This window comes from Acidovorax sp. CCYZU-2555, assembly GCF_018413525.1.
Lineage (GTDB): Bacteria > Pseudomonadota > Gammaproteobacteria > Burkholderiales > Burkholderiaceae_C > Comamonas.
This window is the reverse complement of sequence record NZ_JAHCDD010000015.1, coordinates 1-19,311: the sequence shown is the minus strand read 5'-3', so window position 1 is coordinate 19,311 and position 19,311 is coordinate 1. Positions and strand designations below refer to the sequence as shown.

Here is a 19,311-nt window from a genome sequence, read left to right as displayed (position 1 = left end):
TTGATCATATCCCCTAAGCCATACCCATGCATGTCCAAGCCCGTTGCAGTGCCCGTCTGGCGCTGACTGTGGTGGTCGCTGCCGTCCTGGCTGCCTGTGGCAGCCTAGACAACGCGAGCCATCGCATCGCCAGCGCTGCCAGCGCTGTCACTCCTTACAAGGTCGAAGTGGTTCAGGGCAATTTCGTGTCCCGCGAACAGGTCGAGGCCCTGGCGCCCGGCATGAGCCGCCAGCAGGTCCGCGATATTCTCGGCACGCCGTTGCTGACCAGTGTGTTCCACGCGGATCGCTGGGAATATGTGTTCACGCTCAAGCGCAAGGACCTCGAAATCCAGACGCGCAAGCTGACGGTGTTCTTCGAAGGCGACCGCCTGGTGCGCCACGAAGGCGATGAAATGCCTTCCGAAGCCGACTTCGTCGCGACCCTGGGCTCGAAAAAGGCCGGCGGCAAGGTGCCGGTGCTCGAAGCCACGCCCGCGCAACTCGCGCGCTTCCCCGCGCCCACCGGCTCGCCCGCCGACACCGAAGTGCTTGCGCCCACGGACGCCCCCAAGCAGTACCCGCCGCTCGAAGCGCCCGGCCGCTGAGTTTTTTCGCCGCTGCAGCGCCTGCGCGCGCTGCCGGCTGCTTTCCCAGGATTACCAACATGACCGCGAATCTCTCGCCCGCCGCCGCACGCCACCGCATCGCCGTGGCCGGCGCATCCGGCCGCATGGGCCGCATGCTGATCGAAGCCATTCACAACAGCGACGACTGCGTTCTCGCGGGCGCGCTCGACGTGCCCGGCAGCCCGGCCCTGGGCATTGACGCCACGGCCTTTCTGGGCAGCGCCAGCGGCGTGGTCATCACGTCCGACCTGCGCCAGGGCCTGGCCCAGGCGCAAGTGCTGATTGATTTCACGCGCCCCGAAGGCACGCTGGCCCACCTCGAGGTCTGCAAGGACCTGGGCGTGAAGCTGGTGATAGGCACGACCGGCTTCAGCGATGAAGAGAAGAAGACGCTGGCCCAAGGCGCCCAGCAGGTCGCGGTGATGCTCGCGCCGAACATGAGCGTGGGTGTCAACGTCACGCTCAAGCTGCTCGAAATGGCGGCCAAGGCGCTGTCCACGGGCTACGACATCGAAATCGTCGAAGCCCACCACCGCCACAAGGTCGACGCGCCTTCGGGCACGGCGCTCAAGATGGGCGAAGTGATCGCCGACGCGCTGGGCCGCGACCTCGCCGAATGCGCGGTCTACGAACGCTACGGCCACACCGGCGCGCGCGACCCTTCGTCGATCGGCTTCGCGACGGTGCGCGGCGGCGACATCGTCGGCGACCACACGGTGCTGTTCGCCGGAACCGGCGAACGCATCGAAATCACGCACAAGTCGTCGAGCCGCGAAACCTACGCCCAGGGCAGCCTGCGCGCCGTGCGTTTCCTCGCCGACAAGCCCCAGGGCATGTTCGACATGTTCGACGTGCTCGGCCTGCGCTGATCCACCCCATGGATCGCTGGCTCTGGTTCACCCAAGGCGATGCGGTCACGCAGGCCACGGCCTTGCTGTTGCTGGTGTTGTCGGTCGCCAGCTGGGTGGTGATGGGTTACAAGGCCTGGCTGCTGGCGCGCAGCCGCCGCCAGGTGCCGCAATGCATGGCCGCGTTCTGGCGCGCGCCCTCGCTGGCGCAGGCGCGCGAACAGGTCGCCGCGCTGGACCGCAGCGGCCTGGTGCTGCCGCTGGTCGATGCGCTGGCCCAGCCTCCCGCTCTTTCCGGCGGCGCCAGCCTGCCGCTGGCGCAACAGGGCGCGGCCTCGGCCCAGCTCACGCGCGGCCTGCGCGCCGCGCTGCAGTCCGCCAGCGCACCGCTGCAGTGGGGCCAGGTGTTGCTGGCCTCGGTGGGCACGCTCGCCCCGTTCGTCGGCTTGCTGGGCACGGTCTGGGGCATTCACCATGCGCTGACGCTGCTGGCCGACAGCCAGCAAGTCGGCATCGCGCAGCTTGCAGGACCGGTGGGCGAAGCGCTGGTGATGACCGCGGCCGGCCTGGCCGTGGCGATTCCCGCGGTGCTGGGCTACAACCTGCAGGGCCGCAGCGCGGGCCGCATCGAAGCCGAACTCGAAGGCTTTGCCCACGATTTGCAGGCGGTCTTTGGCGACGACGCCAAGCCCGCGGCCTGATTCAGCTGCCGCGCCATGGCATTCGGCCGCTTCGACCGTCGCACCGGCTCCGCGCCTGAGCCGCTGAGCGGCATCAACGTCACGCCGCTGGTCGACGTGATGCTGGTGCTGGTCGTCATCCTGATTCTTGCCGCGCCTGTGCTCGCGGCCGCGCTGCGCGTGCAATTGCCCCAGGCCCAGGGCACGACGCCGGTGGTGCCGACCACGCCGCAGCAGTCCATTGCACTCGAAGTCGATGCGCAAGGCCGGCTGTGGATCGATGGCGAGGAACTGCCCGAAGCCGCGCTGCGCGAACGCCTGGCGGCGCTGGGAGCGTCCCAGCCCCAGGCCGAGCTGCAGTTGCGCGCCGATGCCGCCGTGCCCTACGGCCGCGTGGTCGCGGTGATGGGCTGGGCCCATGCGGCCGGGCTCGCGCGCATTGGCTTTGTCGCCGAGCCGGCAGAGACCGCCCGCGCTCCCTAGTTCTGCGCCTCGCGCGGCCCCAGGCTGCCCTGAGCCAGGCTGCCCTGCGCCAATGGACGCAGCCCCGACAGCACATCGCTGCCCGACGGCCGCTGGTACAGCCGCAGGCCGAACTCCGGCAGCACGCCTATCAGGTGGTCGAAAATGCTGCCCTGGATGTTTTCATATTCGACCCAGATCGACGTCGAGGTGTAGCAGTACAGCTCCAGCGGAACGCCTTCGGTCGTGGGCTCCAGCGTACGCGCCAGCAGGTAGGTGTCGTGCTGTATGCCCGGGTGCACGTTCAGATAGGCAAACGCATAGGCGCGAAGCAGTTCGAGGTTGGTCAGTTGCAGCGGGTGGAAGGGCGCCGACTGGGCCATGGCCGAGGCCGGCAGCGCCGCGGTCTGGGCGCGCTTTTCGGCCAGAAAGTCCTTGAGCAGCGCGATGCGCGACAGTTGTTCGAGCTGCGTGGCGTCGAGCACCCGGATGGTGTCGGCGTCTATGCGCAGCGCGCGCCGTATGCGGCGCACGCCCGATTGCGACATGCCGCGCCAGTTCTTGAAGCTGTCGCTCATCAGCTTCCAGGTGGGAATGGTGGTGATGGTCTTGTCCCAGTTCTGCACCTTGACGATGTTGAGCGCGATGTCGATCACGAAGCCGTCGGCGCCGACCTGGGGCATTTCCACCCAGTCGCCGACGCGGATCATGTCGTTCGAGCCCAGCTGCACGCCCGCGGTGAACGACAGGATGGTGTCCTTGAAGACCAGCATCAGCACGGCCGACAGCGCGCCCAGGCCCGACAGCAGCAGCAGCGGCGAGCGGTCCAGCATCGTCGCCATGATCAACACGGCCGCGACCAGCACGGCCAGCAGCTTGCACAGTTGCACATAGCTCTTGATCGAATGCGTCGAGAGCTTGCGCTTTTCCTTGCGGTCGTGGGTCTCGTTCATCGCGTCGAGCAGCGCGTTGAACGTGCGCAGCACCAACACGATGCTGACCGCGACCGCGAGGTTCAGCAGCAGTCCATGCAGCCGTGCCGGCAGATGGGGGATGTCGGCCATGCCGATCTGCACCACCAACCAGGGCACGGTCTGCGTGAGTCGGCGCATCACCTTGTCGTGCAGCAGGATCTCGGCCCAGTTCGCGGCCAGGCCCAGGCGCACGCGGCGCACGACGCGCTGCAGGAAGAATTGCGCCAGATAGCGGCTGGCAATCGCCAGCAGGGCCAGCAGGACCAGGCCCACGATGGATTGCATCCAGGGCTCCAGTTCGGAAATCAATGACCAAGGCACCAGAAGTGACTCCTCAATTAGGCGGGGGAGGGGGAAAGACGGGGTGAGACCGAAGGCCGGGCGACAAGTTCCATGCAGGGCGCGGCCCGGGGCAGAAGGATTTCACAGCATAGGCAACAGCGACCGGGGCCGGTGAGGCAGGCGTTCAAAACCCTTTTCCAGGCGCGTGCGGCATGCCCGGCGCGCATGTTTTGCGCAAGGAGATAGCCGCTCACGGCAGTGCGATGTGGCGTCCGGCCTAAAATCCCGGTTGACCTTGGCTTTCACCGGCGCCCTGCTGCCGGAACCCGCTCTCCATCATGCAAGACAAATACAACCATATCGAGCTCGAGCGCGCGGCGCATGAGCACTGGGCCGCCCGTGACGCCTACCGTGTCACCGAAGACGACAGCAAGAAGAAGTTCTATGCCTGCTCGATGCTGCCGTATCCCAGCGGCAAGCTGCACATGGGCCATGTGCGCAACTACACGATCAACGACATGCTCACGCGCCATCTGCGCATGAAGGGCTACAACGTGCTGATGCCCATGGGCTGGGACGCGTTCGGCCTGCCCGCGGAAAACGCGGCGCTGAAGAACAAGGTGCCGCCGGCCCAGTGGACCTACGACAACATCGCCTACATGAAGAAGCAGATGCAGTCGATGGGCCTGGCGATCGACTGGAGCCGCGAAGTCGCGACCTGCGACCCCGAGTACTACCGCTGGAACCAGTGGCTGTTCCTGAAGATGCTCGACAAGGGCATTGCCTACCGCAAGACCCAGGTCGTGAACTGGGACCCGGTCGACCAGACCGTGCTGGCCAACGAGCAGGTCATCGACGGCCGCGGCTGGCGCACCGGTGCGCTGGTCGAAAAGCGCGAGATCCCCGGCTACTACCTGAAGATCACCGATTACGCCCAGGAGCTGCTGGACCATGTCCAGGTCGGCAACGACAAGGCGACGCTGACCGGCTGGCCCGACAAGGTGCGGCTGATGCAGGAAAACTGGATAGGCAAGTCGAGCGGCGTGCGCTTCGCGTTCACGCATGACATCCGCGACGCCCAGGGCGCGCTGATCCAGGACGGCAAGATGTACGTGTTCACCACGCGTGCCGACACCGTCATGGGCGTGACGTTCTGCGCCGTGGCGCCAGAGCATCCGCTGGCCACGCATGCGGCCGCGTCCAACCCCGCGCTCACCGCCTTCATCGAGGAATGCAAGAAGGGCGGCACCACCGAAGCCGAACTCGCGGTCAAGGAAAAGGAAGGCATGGCCACGGGCCTGTTCGTCACCCATCCGCTGACCGGCGAGTCGGTCGAAGTCTGGGTCGGCAACTACGTGCTGATGGGCTACGGCGACGGCGCCGTGATGGGCGTGCCCGCGCATGACGAGCGCGACTTCGCGTTCGCCAAGAAATACAACCTGCCCATCCGTCAGGTCGTAGCTGTCGAGGGCGAAGCCTTCTCGACCGAAGCCTGGGCCGATTCGTACGGCGACAAGCAGAAGTCGGTCTGCGTCAACTCCGGCGTGCTCGACGGCCTGAACCATGCGCAGGCGGTCGACAAGGTCGCCGAACTGGTAGCCGCCAAGGGCCTGGGCGAGAAGAAGACCACCTGGCGCCTGCGCGACTGGGGCGTGAGCCGCCAGCGCTATTGGGGCACCCCCATCCCCATCATCCACTGCGAAGACTGCGGCGCCCAGCCGGTGCCCGAAAAAGACCTGCCCGTGGTGCTGCCGCAGGACCTGGTGCCCGATGGCTCGGGCAATCCGCTGGTCAAGAGCGAAGTCTTCCATGCAGGCGTGGTCTGCCCCTGCTGCGGCAAGCCCGCACGCCGCGAGACCGACACGATGGACACGTTCGTCGACAGCTCGTGGTACTTCATGCGCTATTGCGATGCCAAGAACAGCGAACAGATGGTCGGTGACGCCACCGACTACTGGATGCGCGGCAGCGGCATGGACCAGTACATCGGCGGCATCGAGCACGCGATTCTTCACTTGCTGTACGCGCGCTTCTGGACCAAGGTGATGCGCGACCTGGGCCTGGTGAAGTTCGACGAGCCGTTCTCGCAGCTGCTGACCCAGGGCATGGTGCTCAACCACATCTACAGCCGCCGCACGGCCAAGGGCGCGAAGGAATACTTCTGGCCCAAGGACGTCGAGCATGTGCTCGATGACGCCGGCAAGATCGTCGGTGCGCAGCTCAAGACCGCGGTCGACAGCGCCGACGGCCTGCTGCCCGTGGGCACGGCGATCGATTACGAGGGCGTGGGCACCATGTCCAAGTCCAAGAACAACGGCATCGATCCGCAGGAGCTGATCAGCAAGTACGGCGCCGACACCGCGCGCCTGTACACCATGTTCACCGCGCCGCCCGAAGCCACGCTCGAGTGGAACGATGCCGCCGTCGAAGGCAGCTACCGTTTCCTGCGCCGCGTCTACAACTACGGCTTCAAGCTGCTGGCCGGCGACTACGCCGCGGCCGACGCGGTCGGCGCGAGCGCGCGCGACCTGTCGGGCGTGACGTTCGGCAAGGACGCCCAGGCACTGCGCCTCGAAATCCATACCGTGCTCAAGCAGGTCGACTACGACTACCAGCGCATGCAGTACAACACCGTGGTCTCGGGTGCGATGAAGATGATCAACGCGCTCGAAAGCTTCAAGGGCACCGACACGCCCGACGGCCAGATCGCGGCGATCGAAGGCTTCGGCATTCTGCTGCGCTGCCTGTACCCGGCAACGCCCCACGTGACGCATGCGCTGTGGAGCAGCCTGGGCTACAGCCAGCATCTGGGCGAACTGCTCGATGCACCCTGGCCCGTGGTCGATGCCAAGGCCTTGGTGCAGGACGAGATCGAACTGATGCTGCAGGTCAATGGCAAGCTGCGCGGCTCGATCCGCGTCGCCGCGACGGCCGACAAGGCCGAAATCGAGCGCCTGGCCCTGGCCAGCGACGCTTTCCTGAAACAGGCCGCGGGTGCCGCCCCCAAGAAAGTGGTGGTGGTGCCGGGCCGCTTGGTGAACGTGGTGGTCTGACATGCGCAAACGCACGCTGCTCTCTTTGATGTCCGTGGTGCCTCTTGCGGCGTGCGGTTTCCGCCTGCGCGGCGTGCCCCAGTTCGCCTTCCGTTCGCTGTTCATCCAGGCGGCGCGCGGCTCCATGCTGGCGCGTGAGCTGGAGCGCACGCTGTCCTCGTCGACCGGGGAGCTGAAGGTGCTGCGCGATCCGCGCTCGCCCGATGACGCCGAAGTCATCTTCGAGCTGATCAGCGAGCGGCAGGAGCGCGTGGTCGTGGGCCTCAACGCCTCGGGCCAGGTGCGCGAGCTGCAACTGCGTCTGCGCGTGCGTTTCAAGCTGCGCAAGCCCAACGGCGACGATGTCATCCCCGATACCGAGCTGCTGCAGCAACGCGACATCAGCTACAACGAAACCATTGCGCTGTCCAAGGAAGCGGAAGAGCTGCTGCTGTTCCGCAACATGCAGACCGATCTGGTGCAGCAACTGCTGCGCCGTCTCGCGGCCGTCAAAACACTGTGAGCGTGCAATGCAACTTGGCCTGAACCAGCTCCAGGCCCACCTCGGCAAGGGCCTGCGCTCGCTTTACACCCTGCACGGCGACGAGCCGCTGCAGCAACAGGAAGCAGCCGACGCGATCCGCGCGGCGGCGCGTGCCGCGGGCTATTCAGAACGCAGCAGCCACACGGTGGCCGGCGCGCACTTCGACTGGAGCGCCGTGCTGGCCGCGGGTGGCTCGCTGTCGCTGTTCGCCGACAAGCAGATCCTCGAAATCCGCATTCCTTCGGGCAAGCCGGGCAAGGACGGCAGCCAGGCGCTGCAGCAGCTGGCCGAGTCCGCCCAGGGCAACGACAGCACGCTGACGCTGGTCATGCTGCCGCGCCTGGACAAGGCGACCAAGACCGGTGCCTGGTTCTCGGCGCTCGACGCGCATGGCGTCACGCTGCAGATCGAGCCCATCGAGCGCGCGGCGCTGCCGCCCTGGATCGCCCAGCGGCTCGGGGCCCAGGGCCAGCGCGTGGTCGCGGGCGAGGAGGGCCAGCGCGCGCTGCAGTTCTTTGCCGACCGCGTCGAAGGCAATCTGCTGGCCGCGCACCAGGAAATCCAGAAACTCGCGCTGCTGTACCCGGCCGGCGAGCTGCATGGGGCGCAGATCGAGCAGGCGGTGCTCAATGTCGCGCGCTACGACGTGTTCAAGCTGTCCGACGCCGTGCTGTCGGGTCAGCTCGCGCGCGTGCAGCGCATGCTCGACGGCCTACAGGCCGAAGGTGTGGCCGAAGTGCTGGTGCATTGGGCGCTGGCCGAAGACATCCGCGCGCTCAAGCGCGTCAAGGACGCGATCGCGGGCGGTCGTCCGCTGCCCATGGCGCTGCGCGAGCAGCGCATCTGGGGCGCGAAGGAGCGCTTCTTCGAGCGCATCGTGCCGCGGCTGAACGACCAGGCCGCGGCGCAGCTGCTGCAGTCGGCGCACACCGTCGACGGCATCGTCAAGGGCCTCAAGTCCCCGGACTGGCCGCAGGACGGCTGGCAGGCGCTGCGCCGGCTGGCGTTCGAGATGGTGCAGTCGTTTAAATGATGTACCCCTGATCAGGGGCACCGCGCTGTTCGCCCCGATCACCTGGAGCCAGGTAAGCGAGAACGGGCCTCAAAACACCGTTCGCCCTGAGCCTGTCGAAGGGCCGGTATTTGTTGGACAGACTCAGGCCTCAGAGCGAACGGCCATGAAGAGCGGTTATTCCGGCACCTGAGGCGTCAACTCCAGCGTTTCCTGGGCCTTGTCGGCCCAGCCCTGCAGGTGCGTCAGCAGTTCGCTCTGGCTGAATGAACAGCTTTCCTCGGTGAACAGCGCGCTCGCTTCGAGTCGGTCGAGCAGGTCCTGCAGCACCTGGCCATAGCGCGGCGGCAGGCGGGCGAGCAAATGGGACGTGGCGCGCGCCTGCGCGCCGAGTTCACTGGCCGTGATCTTGCCGGCCGACAGCTGCTGCAGCGCCTGTTGCAGCGCATGCAGTTCAAACAGTGCGGTATTGACGGTCATATCCGTTTCTCCCTGGAAGCAACGCATCCATTGTGCCGTCAAGCGGGAGGCTGCGGCACGCTCGGAAATGAGGCTTCTGCGCCACCCGGCAGTCAGCGCGCGCCAACTCGGTCAAAATCGCGGCATGAACGCGCTCAATATCGTGGAATACACACACACCCTTGGTGCCCAGGCCAAAGCGGCCTCGGCACAGATGGCCCGCGCCTCGGCGGCCACCAAAAGCCGCGCCCTGCTGGCGCTGGCGCGGCTGCTGCGTGAGAACACCGCCGCACTGCAGGACGACAACGCGCTCGACCTGGTGCCGGCCCAGGCCAACGGCCTGTCGGCCCCCATGGTCGACCGCCTGCGCCTCACGCCCAAGGTGCTTGAAACCTGCGCCCTGGGCTGCGAGCAGCTCGCAGTCATGCCCGATGTGATCGGCGAAATCGTCGGCATGAAGCAGCAGCCCAGCGGCATACGCGTGGGCCAGATGCGCGTGCCCATCGGCGTGTTCGGCATGATTTACGAAAGCCGACCCAACGTCACCATCGAAGCCGCGAGCCTGTCGATCAAGAGCGGCAACGCCTGCATTCTGCGCGGCGGCTCCGAAGCGATTGCCTCCAACCAGGCGCTGGCCCGGCTGGTGCAGCAGGCGCTGACCGAAGCCGGCCTGCCCGAGCATGCGGTGCAGTTGGTGCAAATTACCGACCGCGAGGTCGTGGGCCAGCTGATCGCCATGCCCGAATACGTAGACGTGATCATTCCACGTGGCGGCAAGGGCCTGATCGAGCGCATCAGCCGCGAAGCCAAGGTGCCGGTCATCAAGCACCTGGACGGCAACTGCCATACCTATGTCGACGACCCTTGCGATCTCGCCATGGCCGTCAAGGTCGCCGACAACGCCAAGACCAGCAAATACAGCCCCTGCAATGCGAGCGAAAGCCTGCTGGTGGCGCGCGCGGTCGCGGCGCAGTTCCTGCCCGCGATCGGCGCGGTGTTCGCCGCCAAGGGTGTCGAAATGCGCGGCTGCGCGGAATCGCTGGCCCTGCTGCAAGGCGTGGCCGGCGCACAGCTCGTTGCCGCGACCGAGCAGGACTGGAGCGAGGAATACCTGGCGCCCATCATCAGCATCAAGGTCGTGGCCGGCGTCGACGAGGCGATTGCCCATATCAACCGCTATTCAAGCGCCCACACCGAAGCCATCCTCACCACCGACCACCGCCATGCGCAGCAGTTCCTGCGCGAAGTCGATTCGGCCAGCGTGATGGTCAACACCAGCACGCGCTTTGCCGACGGCTTCGAATACGGCCTGGGCGCGGAAATCGGCATCAGCACCGACAAGTTCCATGCGCGCGGCCCCGTGGGCATCGAAGGCCTGACTTCGCTCAAGTACGTCGTGCTGGGCGACGGCGAAGTCCGCGTCTGAAGTCTGCCCGCGCCCTGCATCACCAGCGAATTTCATGAAAATCATCATTCTGGGTGCGGGGCGCGTGGGGTATAGCGTGGCCGAAAGCCTGGTGTCCGAACGCAACGACATCACCGTGATCGACACCGACAGCCGCCGGCTGCGCGAGCTCGAATCGCGCTTCGATCTGCGCGGCGTGGTCGGCAACGGCACCGATGCCGCGGTGCTGGCCGAGGCCGGCGCGCGCGACACCGATCTGCTGATCGCCTGCGCGGCGCTCGATGAAACCAATCTGGTGTGCTGCAAGGTCGCCGACATGATGTTCAACGTGCCCACGCGCATCGCGCGCGTGCGCTCCTCGGGTTTCGCGCCCGACTCGCCGCTGTTGGGCAAGGAAGGCTTTGCGGTCGACCGCATCATCTGCCCCGAAGAGTCTCTGACCCGCTACATCGGCAAGCTGATCGAATACCCCGAGTCGCTGCAGGTGCGCGCGTTCGCCGGCGGCCGCGCCTGCCTGGCTTCGGCGCGCGCGCGCGCCGGTGCGCCTGCCGTGGGTCTGCGCATAGGCGAGCTGCGCGACAGCATGCCCGATTTGGCGATGCGCCTGGTCGCGATCTACCGGCGCTTCGCCGACGAACCCGACCGCTTCGTGCGCTGCGACGGCATGACGCTGATCGAGCCCGGCGATGAAGTCTTCGTGCTTGCCGCGCGCGACCACCTGCCCGAAATTCTCAGCGCGCTGCACCGCCCGCGCGGCCAGAAGGCCAAGCCCGTTCGCCGCATCATGATTGTCGGCGGCGGCCGTGTCGGCCAGCGCCTGGCGAGCCAGCTGGCGCAGGTGCCGGGCCAGTTCCATATCAAGGTGCTCGAAGAAAGCGAACAGCGCTGCACCGAGCTGGCGGCCATGCTGCCGACCGAAGTGCTGGTGCTGCAGGGCGACTCGACCGATGAAGACCTGCTGGGCGACGAGAACGTCGAGGATGTCGACCTGTTCCTGGCGCTGACCGACGACGACGAGGACAACATCATGTCCTGTCTGCTCGCCAAGCGCATGGGCGCGACGCGCGTGCTGTCGCTGATCAACCGCCGCACCTATGCCGACCTGATGCACGGCACGCAGATCGACATCGCGCTGTCGCCGGCCCAGGCCATGCTCGGCGAATTGCTGGCCTACGCGCGCCGCGGCGACGTGCAGGCCGTGCACAGCCTGCGCCGCGGCGTGGCCGAGGCACTGGAAATCGTGGCGCGCGGCGACCGCAAGAGCTCGCGCGTCGTCGGCCGGCGGGTCGAGGAGCTGCGCCTGCCGCTCGACGTGCATATCGGCCTGATCGTGCGCGGCCTCGAAGAAGCCGAAGCCGACAAGGACGCGCGCGAGCCCCAGGTCATCATTCCGCGCAGCCATACGGTGATCGAAAGCAACGACCATGTGGTGTTCTTCCTGCCGAACAAGCGCCTGGTGCGTGATGTGGAAAAGCTGTTCCGCGTGAGCGCCACCTTCTTCTGAGCGCCCACCATGCGTGACCTGTTTCCCGTTCTGCGCGTGCTGGGCATGCTGCTGGTGATGTTTGCGCTCGCCATGCTGCTGCCGTTGGCGGTCTCCTGGCAGCAGCACGAAAGCATATGGCTCGTCTATCCCCTGTCGATCGCGGTCACGGCCGCGGCCGGCCTGGTGCTGTGGCTGGGCCTGAACCGCTTTCGCCGCGAGCTGCAGCCGCGCCATGGCGTGATCCTGGTGAGCCTGGTCTGGCTGGTGCTGCCGCTGTGTGCCTGTCTGCCGCTGATGCTGGCGCTGCACCAGCTGGGCGTGCCGGTCTCGTTCACCCACGCCTACTTCGAGGCCGTGTCCGGTCTCACGACCTCGGGCGCGACGGTGCTTGTCGGCCTCGACGACCTGCCGATGTCGATCAACATCTGGCGCACTTTCCTGCAGTGGCTGGGCGGCATGGGGATTCTGATTCTGGCGGTGGCGGTGCTGCCGCTGCTGGGCGTGGGCGGCAGCCAGCTGTTTCGCGCCGAAGCCGCGGGCCCGATCAAGGACACCAAGCTGACGCCGCGCATGACCGAGACCGCCAAGGGCCTGTGGGGCGTCTATGCGGTGTTTTCCATTGCCTGCGGCCTGGCTTTCTGGGCCGGCGGCATGACGCCCATGGATGCCTTGATGCACATGTTCACCACCGTGAGCCTGGGCGGACTGTCTTCGCATGACGCGAGCTTTGCCTATTTCGACTCGCCGCTGCTCGAGGCCGTGGCGCTGTTCTTCATGTTGCTGGCGAGCTGCAATTTCGCGCTCTACTTTGTCGCCATGCGCAAGGGCCAGCTGCAGGGCTTCTGGCGCGACCCCGAAATGCGCGCCACCATCGGCGTGCTCGTGGGCGGCGGTCTGTTCGCCGCGCTGCTGCTGTGGGTCAAGGGCGTATACGAGCCGCTTGATGCGCTGCGCTACGGCGTCTTCAATGTGATTTCGGTCGCGACCACCACGGGTTTTGCCACGGTCGACTACCTCGGCTGGCCGGTTTTCCTGCCCGTGATGATGTTGTTGCTATCAGGCGTCGCAACCAGTGCGGGCTCGACCGGCGGCGGCATCAAAATGGTGCGCATGTTGATTCTGCTCAAGCAGGCGCGGCGCGAACTGACCCACCTGGTTCACCCTCGCGCGGTACAACCTGTGCGATTGGGATCGGCAGTAGTGGACAATCGCATGATTTTCTCCGTACTGGCCTTCATGCTGGTGTACGGCGCCACGGTGATCACTCTGAGCATGCTGCTGCTGCTCACCGACCTTGATCCCGTGACCGCGTTCACCGCCATTTTGGCCAGTGTGCACTGCATGGGTCCGGGCTTGGGAACTGTGGGTCCCGCCTCCAACTATGCGGGACTCACGGATTTTCAGATCTGGGTCTGCACGCTGGCCATGCTTTTGGGGCGGCTGGAGATTCTGAGCTTCATGGCATTGCTGACACCCTCCTTTTGGCGGCGCTGACGCAACGCCGTCGGGACTACCATCGGTGGTGGGTAAATAGCCGACGTCGTTGCCAAATCCCTACAATCCAATACACCACCGTCTCTTGAGGGTACCAATGGTTCCGCATCTCATCACGGCTCTGACCGGCCCCATCAACGAGCTTGAACAGCGTATTCTCGAATCCATGCCCGCGATCGAGCGCTGGTTTCGCCTGGAATGGATGGAGCACACGCCTCCGTTCTACTCTTCTGTCGATATCCGCAACGCCGGGTTCAAGCTTGCCCCTGTCGACACCAATCTTTTTCCCGGTGGCTGGAACAATCTGACCGAGGAAATGCTGCCTCTGGCAGTGCAGGCCGCAATGGCGGCGATTGAAAAAATCTGCCCCGAAGCGCGCAACCTGCTGATCATTCCGGAAAACCACACGCGCAATACGTTCTATTTGAACAACGTCGTGCAGCTCCAGCGCATCTTCAAGATGGCCGGGCTCAACGTGCGCGTGGGCTCCATCAGCCGCGAAATCAAGAAGACCACCGTGATCAATCTGCCCAGCGGCGAATCGGTCACGCTGGAGCCCGTGATCCGCAGCAAGCGCCGCCTGGGGCTGAAAGATTTCGATCCCTGCACCATCCTGCTCAACAACGACCTGTCTGCCGGCCCGCCGGGCATTCTGGAAGAGTTGTATGAGCAGTACCTGCTGCCGCCGCTGCACGCGGGCTGGAGCGTGCGCCGCAAGAGCCGCCACTTCCAGAGCTACGAGGAAGTCTCCAAGCGCTTCGGCAAGCTGCTGGGCATCGACCATTGGCTGATCAATCCGATGTTCACCCACTGCGAAGGCCTGGACTTCAACGACGGCACCGGCATGGACGGGCTCAGCGCCCAGGTCGACATGCTGCTGACCAAGATCCGTCGCAAGTACAAGGAATACGGCATCAAGGAAAAGCCGTTCGTCGTGGTCAAGGCCGACCATGGCACCTACGGCATGGGCGTGATGACCGTGCGCGACGCCAAGGACCTCGAAGTGCTCACGCGCAAGTCGCGCAACAAGATGGGCGTCATCAAGGACGGCCAGGCGGTGCACGACGTGATCATCCAGGAAGGCGTGCTGACGCAGGAGCGCATGAACAATGCGGTCGCCGAGCCCGTGGTCTACATGATGGATCGCTATGTGGTCGGCGGCTTCTACCGCATGCACCCCGAGCGCGGCGTGGACGAAAACCTCAACGCCCCGGGCGCGAGCTTCGTGCCGCTGGCTTTCGAGCACAGCACCCAGCTGCCGCAACTCGGTGCCCGCCCGGGCGCGAGCGCGCCCAACCGCTTCTACATGTATGGCGTGATCGGCCGTCTGGCGATGCTCGCGGCGAGCTACGAGCTCGAAGCCACCAACCCCGACGCTGAAATCTACGATTGATGCGTGACGTCGTCGGCGGGCAACGAGCCTGCCGACGACCCCAACGGCCCTCACACCATGACAGGGAGACCCGGCGCCGCAGTGGCTCCGGGTGCGTTCAGTGAACAATCCAAAATCCTCGCTGGCAGCACTCACCTTGGGTGCGATTGGAGTGGTGTACGGCGATATCGGCACCAGCGTGCTGTACGCCGTCAAGGAAGTCTTTGGCTCCGGCCATGTGCCTTTCACCCATGCCAACGTCTACGGCGTGCTGTCCATCCTGTTCTGGACGCTCACGCTGATCGTCTCGCTCAAGTACGTGACCCTGGTGCTGCGCGCCGACAACAACGGCGAAGGCGGGCTGGTGGCGATGCTCGCGCTGGCCTCCCAGGCGGTCAAGGACCAGCCGCGGCTGCGCGCCGTGCTGCTGCCCATAGGCATCTTCGGTACGTCGCTGTTCTATGGCGACGGCGTCATCACGCCCGCGATCTCCGTGCTCTCGGCGGTCGAAGGCCTCGAAGTGGTGTCGCCGCACTTTCGCAAGTTCGTGCTGCCGCTCGCGCTGCTGGTGCTGCTGGCACTGTTCGCGGTGCAAAAGCGCGGCACGGCGGGCATAGGCAAGTTTTTCGGGCCGATCACGCTGCTGTGGTTCGGCTGTCTCGCGGTGCTGGGCATAAGGCAAATCCTTGGCCACCCTGAAATTCTCGCGGCCCTGAGTCCGCACCATGCGCTGGGCTTCATCTGGCGCCAGCCCGGCGTGGCCTTCATCATCCTGGGCGCGGTGGTGCTGTGCGTCACGGGCGCCGAAGCGCTCTACGCCGACCTGGGGCATTTCGGCAAGAAGCCGATTCGCCTGGCCTGGTTCGGCGTGGCCATGCCCGCGCTGACGCTCAATTACTTCGGCCAGGGCGCGCTGCTGCTGGCCCAGCCCGACGCGGTGCAGAACCCGTTCTTCCGCATGGCGCCGGCCTGGGCGCTGCTGCCGCTGGTGCTGCTTGCGACCATGGCCGCGGTGATCGCCTCGCAGGCCTTGATCACCGGCGCGTTCAGCGTCACGCGCCAGGTCATCCAGCTGGGCTATCTGCCGCGGCTCGAAATCCGCCACACCAGCGCCAAGGAAGCCGGCCAGATCTATATCCCGCTGGTCAACTGGAGCCTGTTCGCGGCCATCGTGATGGCGGTGATGCTGTTCCGTTCCAGCGGCAACCTCGCGGCGGCCTACGGCATCGCGGTCACGCTGGACATGCTGATCACCACCTTGCTGACCTTCTTCGTGATCCGCTACCGCTGGCATTACCCCTGGCTGCTGTGCTGGGCGGCCACGGGCTGCTTCTTCGTCATCGACCTGGCGTTCTTCAGCTCCAACCTGCTCAAGCTGTTCCAGGGCGGCTGGTTCCCGCTGGCCATAGGCAGCGTCGTGTTCCTGCTGATGATGACCTGGCGGCGCGGGCGCCAGTTGCTGCACGACCGCCTGCAAAGCGAGTCGATAGAACTGTCGGGCTTCATGAGCGCCTTGGCAGAGCACCCGCCGCAGCGCGTCGCGGGCACGGCGATCTTTCTTTCGGGCGAGCCGGGCACCGTGCCCTCGGCATTGCTGCACAACCTCAAGCACAACAAGGTGCTGCACGCGCAGAACCTGTTCGTCACGGTGCGCAACCATGAAGTCCCATGGGTGGGCATGGAAAAACGCGTGCAGGCCGAGTCGCTGGGCGGCCACTGCTGGCAGGTGACCGTGCATTACGGCTTCAAGAACGAGCCCGACCTGCCCAAGGCGCTGGCGCATTTGTCGGGGCTGGGCTATCCGCTGGACCCCATGGGCACGAGCTACTTCGTCTCGCGCGACGCCGTCATCCCCGGCATGCGCCAGGGCATGGCGCCGTGGCGCGAGAAGCTGTTCGCGCAGATGCACCGCAACGCAAGCCGCGTGTCCGACTTCCTGCGTCTGCCCAGCAATTCGGTCGTCGAGCTCGGCTCCAAGATCGAGCTGTAAAGGCGCTGGCGCGCATGCTCTGACAGAATCAGGCATGCATTTCTTTCGTGATTCGAGCCTGTCCACGGTCGCGGCGGGCTTTGTCGCCATGTTGGTGGCTTTCACCAGTTCCATGGCGCTGGTGTTCCAGGCCGCCCAGGCTTTCGGCGCCACGCCCGCGCAGATCTCGTCCTGGGTCTGGGCCCTGGGGCTGGGCATGGGCCTGTGCACGCTGCTGCCATCTATTTGGCTGCGCAAGCCCGTGATGATCGCCTGGTCCACGCCCGGGGCCGCCGTGCTGGCCACGGCCGGACTCGCTGGCGATGGCTTCACCATGGCGCAGGCCGTAGGCGCCTTCATGCTCGCGGCGCTGCTGACCATCGTCGTCGGCGCGAGCGGCGCACTGGAGCGCCTGATGCAGCGCATACCTGTTGCCATTACTTCAGCGCTGCTGGCCGGCGTGCTGGCGCGCTTTGGCATGCAGGCGTTTTCCGCGGCGCAGACCGCACTGCCGCTGGTATTGGCCATGCTGCTGACCTATCTGGTGACGCGTCGCCTTGCTCCGCGCTATTGCGTGGTCTGGACGCTGGTCGCGGGCGTGGCGCTGGCATCGGCTGCCGGCGACATGTCCTGGTCGTCGGTCCAATGGGCGCTGGCCAGGCCCGTATTCACTGCGCCCGAATGGTCCTGGTCGGCAGCGACCAGCCTGGCACTGCCGCTGTTCGTGGTGACCATGGCCTCGCAGAACCTGCCCGGCGTGGCCGTGATCCGGGCGTCGGGCTACGACCTGCCCATTTCGCGCCTGATCACCATGACTGGTGTGGTGACTTTGCTGCTCGCGCCGTTCGGCGCTTTCGCGCTCAACTTCAGCGCCATCACGGCTGCCATCTGCATGGGGCCGCAAGCCCATGCGGATCCGGCGCGGCGCTATGCGGCGGCCGCTGCCTGCGGCCTGTTCTATCTATTGATAGGATTTTTCGGCGCCGTGGTGACGGGGCTGCTGACGGCATTCCCGCGCGAGTTGGTCGCGGCCATCGCCGGCCTGGCGCTGCTGGGCGCGATCGGCACGGGTCTTTCATCGGCCTTCGCCGAAGAAAACCACAGGGAGGCGGCGCTGATCACTTTCCTGGTCACGCTCAGCGGCGTGGTGATCTTCGGCATAGGCTCGGCGCTGTGGGGGCTGCTCGCCGGCAGCTTCGCCTTATTTGTGCAACAGTATGGTCGCCGCCGTGCCTGAGCGCGCGTTGTTCCTGCCCCGCCGTAATGTCTGATTCTTCGGCGAATGGCCTGCCCCCTGGGCTGCAACTGTTGTGACTACCATGAACTTTCTTTTCATCGCCGACCCCCTCGCGTCTTTCAAGATCTACAAGGACACCACCTTTGCCATGATGCGCGAAGCCCAGCGCCGCGGTCATGCGATCTCCGCCTGCGAAGTGCAAAGCATTTCCTGGCAGCGCGGCAGCAAGGTCTCGGCGCTGGTGCGTGACATCGTGCTGACGGGCGATGCCGACGAATGGTTTACCGAGCAGGGCACGCGCCGCGTGGACCTGGCGGAGTTCGACGCGGTGCTGATGCGCAAGGACCCGCCGTTCGACAGCGAGTTCTTCTACGCGACCCACCTGCTCGAGCAGGCCGAACGCGAAGGCGCCAAGGTGCTCAACAAGCCCAGCGCCTTGCGCGAGCATCCCGAAAAGCTGGCGATCATGGAATTCCCCGAAGTCATCGGCCCTACGCTGGTCACGCGCAACGCGCAGGAAATCCGCGCCTTCCATGCCGAGCACCAGGACATCATCCTCAAGCCGCTCGACGGCATGGGGGGCATGGGCATCTTCCGCGTCGGCGCCGACGGCCGCAATCTGGGCAGCATCATCGAAACCCTCAACCGCGATGGCGCGCAAAGCGTGATGGTGCAGAAATTCCTGCCCGAGATCGTCGACGGCGACAAACGGGTGCTGGTGATCGGCGGCAAGCCCGTGCCGTATTCGCTGGCGCGCATTCCCCAGGGTAATGAAGTGCGCGGCAATCTCGCTGCCGGCGGCAAGGGCGTGGCCCAGCCGCTGAGCGCCAAGGACCTTGAAATCGCGCAGGCACTGGGCCCCATCCTCATGCGGCGCGGCCTGCTGCTTGTGGGCCTGGACATCATTGGCGAGTGCGTGACCGAAATCAATGTCACCAGCCCGACCTGCTTCCAGGAGATCTATGACCAGACTGGCTGTGATGTTGCTGCGCTGTTCCTCGACGCCCTCGAGCAGGAATTGAGCGACAATTGATCCCCGCACAAGAGATGCACCGCCGTGCGGTGCATCTGCCGACCGCAGGTCGGCAGATGGCGACAAAAAGCCATTTTCAGAAATCGGGCCTTGTTTCGAAAAACGGTTGAAAAACCGGGCTACAATGCAAGGCTGCGCTGCTGAAACAGTCTAATCACTGAGAAAGCAGCGAGAAACTTAAAGTTGACAGGGTCTTTAAAACTGTTGTAGAATTCAAGGCTCAGCTGATCACAGCGAGTCCAGCAAGAAAGTCAAACTTCTTGCAGATCTTTAAAAATATACAGCCGATAAGCGTGGGCGTTTGAAAGCAACTGCCAAGTTCTTTTGGAACTAGTGCATAGCACTACAAACGCTCATGAAGAGAAGAAGTGAAGTTCACTTTGATTCTTTAATTTATGAGTAGCTCGAAAGAGC

General features: G+C 65.2%; 16 protein-coding genes. 14 read left to right on the top strand and 2 right to left on the bottom strand.

Annotated features, from left to right (window positions below; all coding sequences use genetic code 11):
- The first annotated feature begins 26 nt into the window (after nt 1–26).
- Genes KHY18_RS07445 through KHY18_RS07430 form a run of 4 tightly spaced genes read left to right on the top strand, consistent with a single transcriptional unit; the run spans nt 27 to nt 2,619 of the window.
- On the top strand, nt 27–587 hold the full coding sequence (locus KHY18_RS07445) for an outer membrane protein assembly factor BamE (RefSeq protein ID WP_213297073.1): 561 nt from the start codon (nt 27–29) through the stop codon (nt 585–587).
- 59 nt (nt 588–646) lie between these two features.
- Entirely contained in the window at nt 647–1,477 is an 831-nt protein-coding gene (dapB, locus tag KHY18_RS07440) for a 4-hydroxy-tetrahydrodipicolinate reductase (RefSeq protein WP_213297070.1), read from the top strand.
- An 8-nt stretch (nt 1,478–1,485) separates the two neighbouring features.
- Nucleotides 1,486–2,157: a MotA/TolQ/ExbB proton channel family protein gene (locus tag KHY18_RS07435; RefSeq protein WP_213297067.1), complete on the top strand. Its 672-nt coding sequence runs from the start codon at nt 1,486–1,488 to the stop codon at nt 2,155–2,157.
- 15 nt (nt 2,158–2,172) lie between these two features.
- The gene (locus KHY18_RS07430) at nt 2,173–2,619 is read left to right on the top strand and encodes an ExbD/TolR family protein (protein WP_213297053.1); all 447 of its coding nucleotides are present in this window, start codon (nt 2,173–2,175) and stop codon (nt 2,617–2,619) included.
- Here KHY18_RS07430 and KHY18_RS07425 read toward each other — a convergent pair.
- Nucleotides 2,616–3,857 carry a mechanosensitive ion channel family protein gene (locus KHY18_RS07425; protein WP_213297050.1) on the bottom strand — a complete coding sequence of 414 codons (1,242 nt, stop codon included), beginning with the start codon at nt 3,855–3,857 and terminating at the stop codon, nt 2,616–2,618. The genes KHY18_RS07430 and KHY18_RS07425 overlap by 4 nt on opposite strands.
- Nucleotides 3,858–4,192: 335 nt before the next feature.
- Between KHY18_RS07425 and leuS the strand changes: the two genes are divergently transcribed.
- Genes leuS through holA form a run of 3 tightly spaced genes read left to right on the top strand, consistent with a single transcriptional unit; the run spans nt 4,193 to nt 8,463 of the window.
- On the top strand, nt 4,193–6,907 hold the full coding sequence (gene leuS / locus KHY18_RS07420) for a leucine--tRNA ligase (protein WP_213297047.1): 2,715 nt from the start codon (nt 4,193–4,195) through the stop codon (nt 6,905–6,907).
- Nucleotide 6,908: 1 nt separating this feature from the next.
- Nucleotides 6,909–7,409 (top strand): LPS-assembly lipoprotein LptE, encoded by a 501-nt coding sequence (locus tag KHY18_RS07415; protein ID WP_213297044.1) that lies wholly within the window; start codon nt 6,909–6,911, stop codon nt 7,407–7,409.
- A gap of 7 nt (nt 7,410–7,416) precedes the next feature.
- Nucleotides 7,417–8,463, top strand: coding sequence for a DNA polymerase III subunit delta (gene holA / locus KHY18_RS07410; protein ID WP_213297041.1), 1,047 nt, complete (start codon nt 7,417–7,419; stop codon nt 8,461–8,463).
- Nucleotides 8,464–8,619: 156 nt separating this feature from the next.
- On the opposite strand, the gene KHY18_RS07405 is transcribed toward holA, so the two are convergent.
- Nucleotides 8,620–8,922 (bottom strand): hypothetical protein, encoded by a 303-nt coding sequence (locus tag KHY18_RS07405; RefSeq protein ID WP_213297038.1) that lies wholly within the window; start codon nt 8,920–8,922, stop codon nt 8,620–8,622.
- Nucleotides 8,923–9,046: 124 nt separating this feature from the next.
- Here KHY18_RS07405 and KHY18_RS07400 point away from each other — a divergent pair, with 124 nt between their 5' ends.
- The 7 genes from KHY18_RS07400 to gshB all read left to right on the top strand — a co-directional run bounded on the left by KHY18_RS07400 (nt 9,047) and on the right by gshB (nt 18,897).
- A complete protein-coding gene (locus tag KHY18_RS07400) occupies nt 9,047–10,327 on the top strand; it encodes a glutamate-5-semialdehyde dehydrogenase (RefSeq protein ID WP_213297036.1) in 1,281 nt (426 codons plus the stop codon).
- A 34-nt stretch (nt 10,328–10,361) separates the two neighbouring features.
- Complete coding sequence (trkA, locus tag KHY18_RS07395; protein WP_213297022.1) at nt 10,362–11,810, top strand: Trk system potassium transporter TrkA; 1,449 nt, start codon at nt 10,362–10,364, stop codon at nt 11,808–11,810.
- 9 nt (nt 11,811–11,819) lie between these two features.
- On the top strand, nt 11,820–13,286 hold the full coding sequence (locus KHY18_RS07390) for a TrkH family potassium uptake protein (protein WP_213297019.1): 1,467 nt from the start codon (nt 11,820–11,822) through the stop codon (nt 13,284–13,286).
- A gap of 97 nt (nt 13,287–13,383) precedes the next feature.
- Nucleotides 13,384–14,679, top strand: coding sequence for a glutamate--cysteine ligase (gene gshA / locus KHY18_RS07385; protein WP_213297016.1), 1,296 nt, complete (start codon nt 13,384–13,386; stop codon nt 14,677–14,679).
- Nucleotides 14,680–14,779: 100 nt separating this feature from the next.
- Nucleotides 14,780–16,648, top strand: coding sequence for a potassium transporter Kup (locus tag KHY18_RS07380; RefSeq protein ID WP_213297003.1), 1,869 nt, complete (start codon nt 14,780–14,782; stop codon nt 16,646–16,648).
- Between the two features lie 34 nt (nt 16,649–16,682).
- Nucleotides 16,683–17,864: a benzoate/H(+) symporter BenE family transporter gene (locus tag KHY18_RS07375; RefSeq protein ID WP_213297000.1), complete on the top strand. Its 1,182-nt coding sequence runs from the start codon at nt 16,683–16,685 to the stop codon at nt 17,862–17,864.
- An 82-nt stretch (nt 17,865–17,946) separates the two neighbouring features.
- On the top strand, nt 17,947–18,897 hold the full coding sequence (gshB, locus tag KHY18_RS07370; RefSeq protein WP_213296984.1) for a glutathione synthase: 951 nt from the start codon (nt 17,947–17,949) through the stop codon (nt 18,895–18,897).
- The last annotated feature ends 414 nt before the right edge of the window (nt 18,898–19,311 follow it).

Excerpts from the sequence above, each read along its gene's own strand:
- KHY18_RS07445 (WP_213297073.1), top strand. The coding sequence starts at position 27 with ATGCATGTCCAAGCCCGTTGCAGTGCCCGTCTGGCGCTGACTGTGGTG.
- dapB (WP_213297070.1), top strand. The coding sequence starts at position 647 with ATGACCGCGAATCTCTCGCCCGCCGCCGCACGCCACCGCATCGCCGTG.
- KHY18_RS07435 (WP_213297067.1), top strand. The coding sequence starts at position 1,486 with ATGGATCGCTGGCTCTGGTTCACCCAAGGCGATGCGGTCACGCAGGCC.
- KHY18_RS07430 (WP_213297053.1), top strand. The coding sequence starts at position 2,173 with ATGGCATTCGGCCGCTTCGACCGTCGCACCGGCTCCGCGCCTGAGCCG.
- KHY18_RS07425 (WP_213297050.1), bottom strand. The coding sequence starts at position 3,857 with ATGCAATCCATCGTGGGCCTGGTCCTGCTGGCCCTGCTGGCGATTGCC.
- leuS (WP_213297047.1), top strand. The coding sequence starts at position 4,193 with ATGCAAGACAAATACAACCATATCGAGCTCGAGCGCGCGGCGCATGAG.
- KHY18_RS07415 (WP_213297044.1), top strand. The coding sequence starts at position 6,909 with ATGCGCAAACGCACGCTGCTCTCTTTGATGTCCGTGGTGCCTCTTGCG.
- holA (WP_213297041.1), top strand. The coding sequence starts at position 7,417 with ATGCAACTTGGCCTGAACCAGCTCCAGGCCCACCTCGGCAAGGGCCTG.
- KHY18_RS07405 (WP_213297038.1), bottom strand. The coding sequence starts at position 8,922 with ATGACCGTCAATACCGCACTGTTTGAACTGCATGCGCTGCAACAGGCG.
- KHY18_RS07400 (WP_213297036.1), top strand. The coding sequence starts at position 9,047 with ATGAACGCGCTCAATATCGTGGAATACACACACACCCTTGGTGCCCAG.
- trkA (WP_213297022.1), top strand. The coding sequence starts at position 10,362 with ATGAAAATCATCATTCTGGGTGCGGGGCGCGTGGGGTATAGCGTGGCC.
- KHY18_RS07390 (WP_213297019.1), top strand. The coding sequence starts at position 11,820 with ATGCGTGACCTGTTTCCCGTTCTGCGCGTGCTGGGCATGCTGCTGGTG.
- gshA (WP_213297016.1), top strand. The coding sequence starts at position 13,384 with ATGGTTCCGCATCTCATCACGGCTCTGACCGGCCCCATCAACGAGCTT.
- KHY18_RS07375 (WP_213297000.1), top strand. The coding sequence starts at position 16,683 with ATGCATTTCTTTCGTGATTCGAGCCTGTCCACGGTCGCGGCGGGCTTT.
- gshB (WP_213296984.1), top strand. The coding sequence starts at position 17,947 with ATGAACTTTCTTTTCATCGCCGACCCCCTCGCGTCTTTCAAGATCTAC.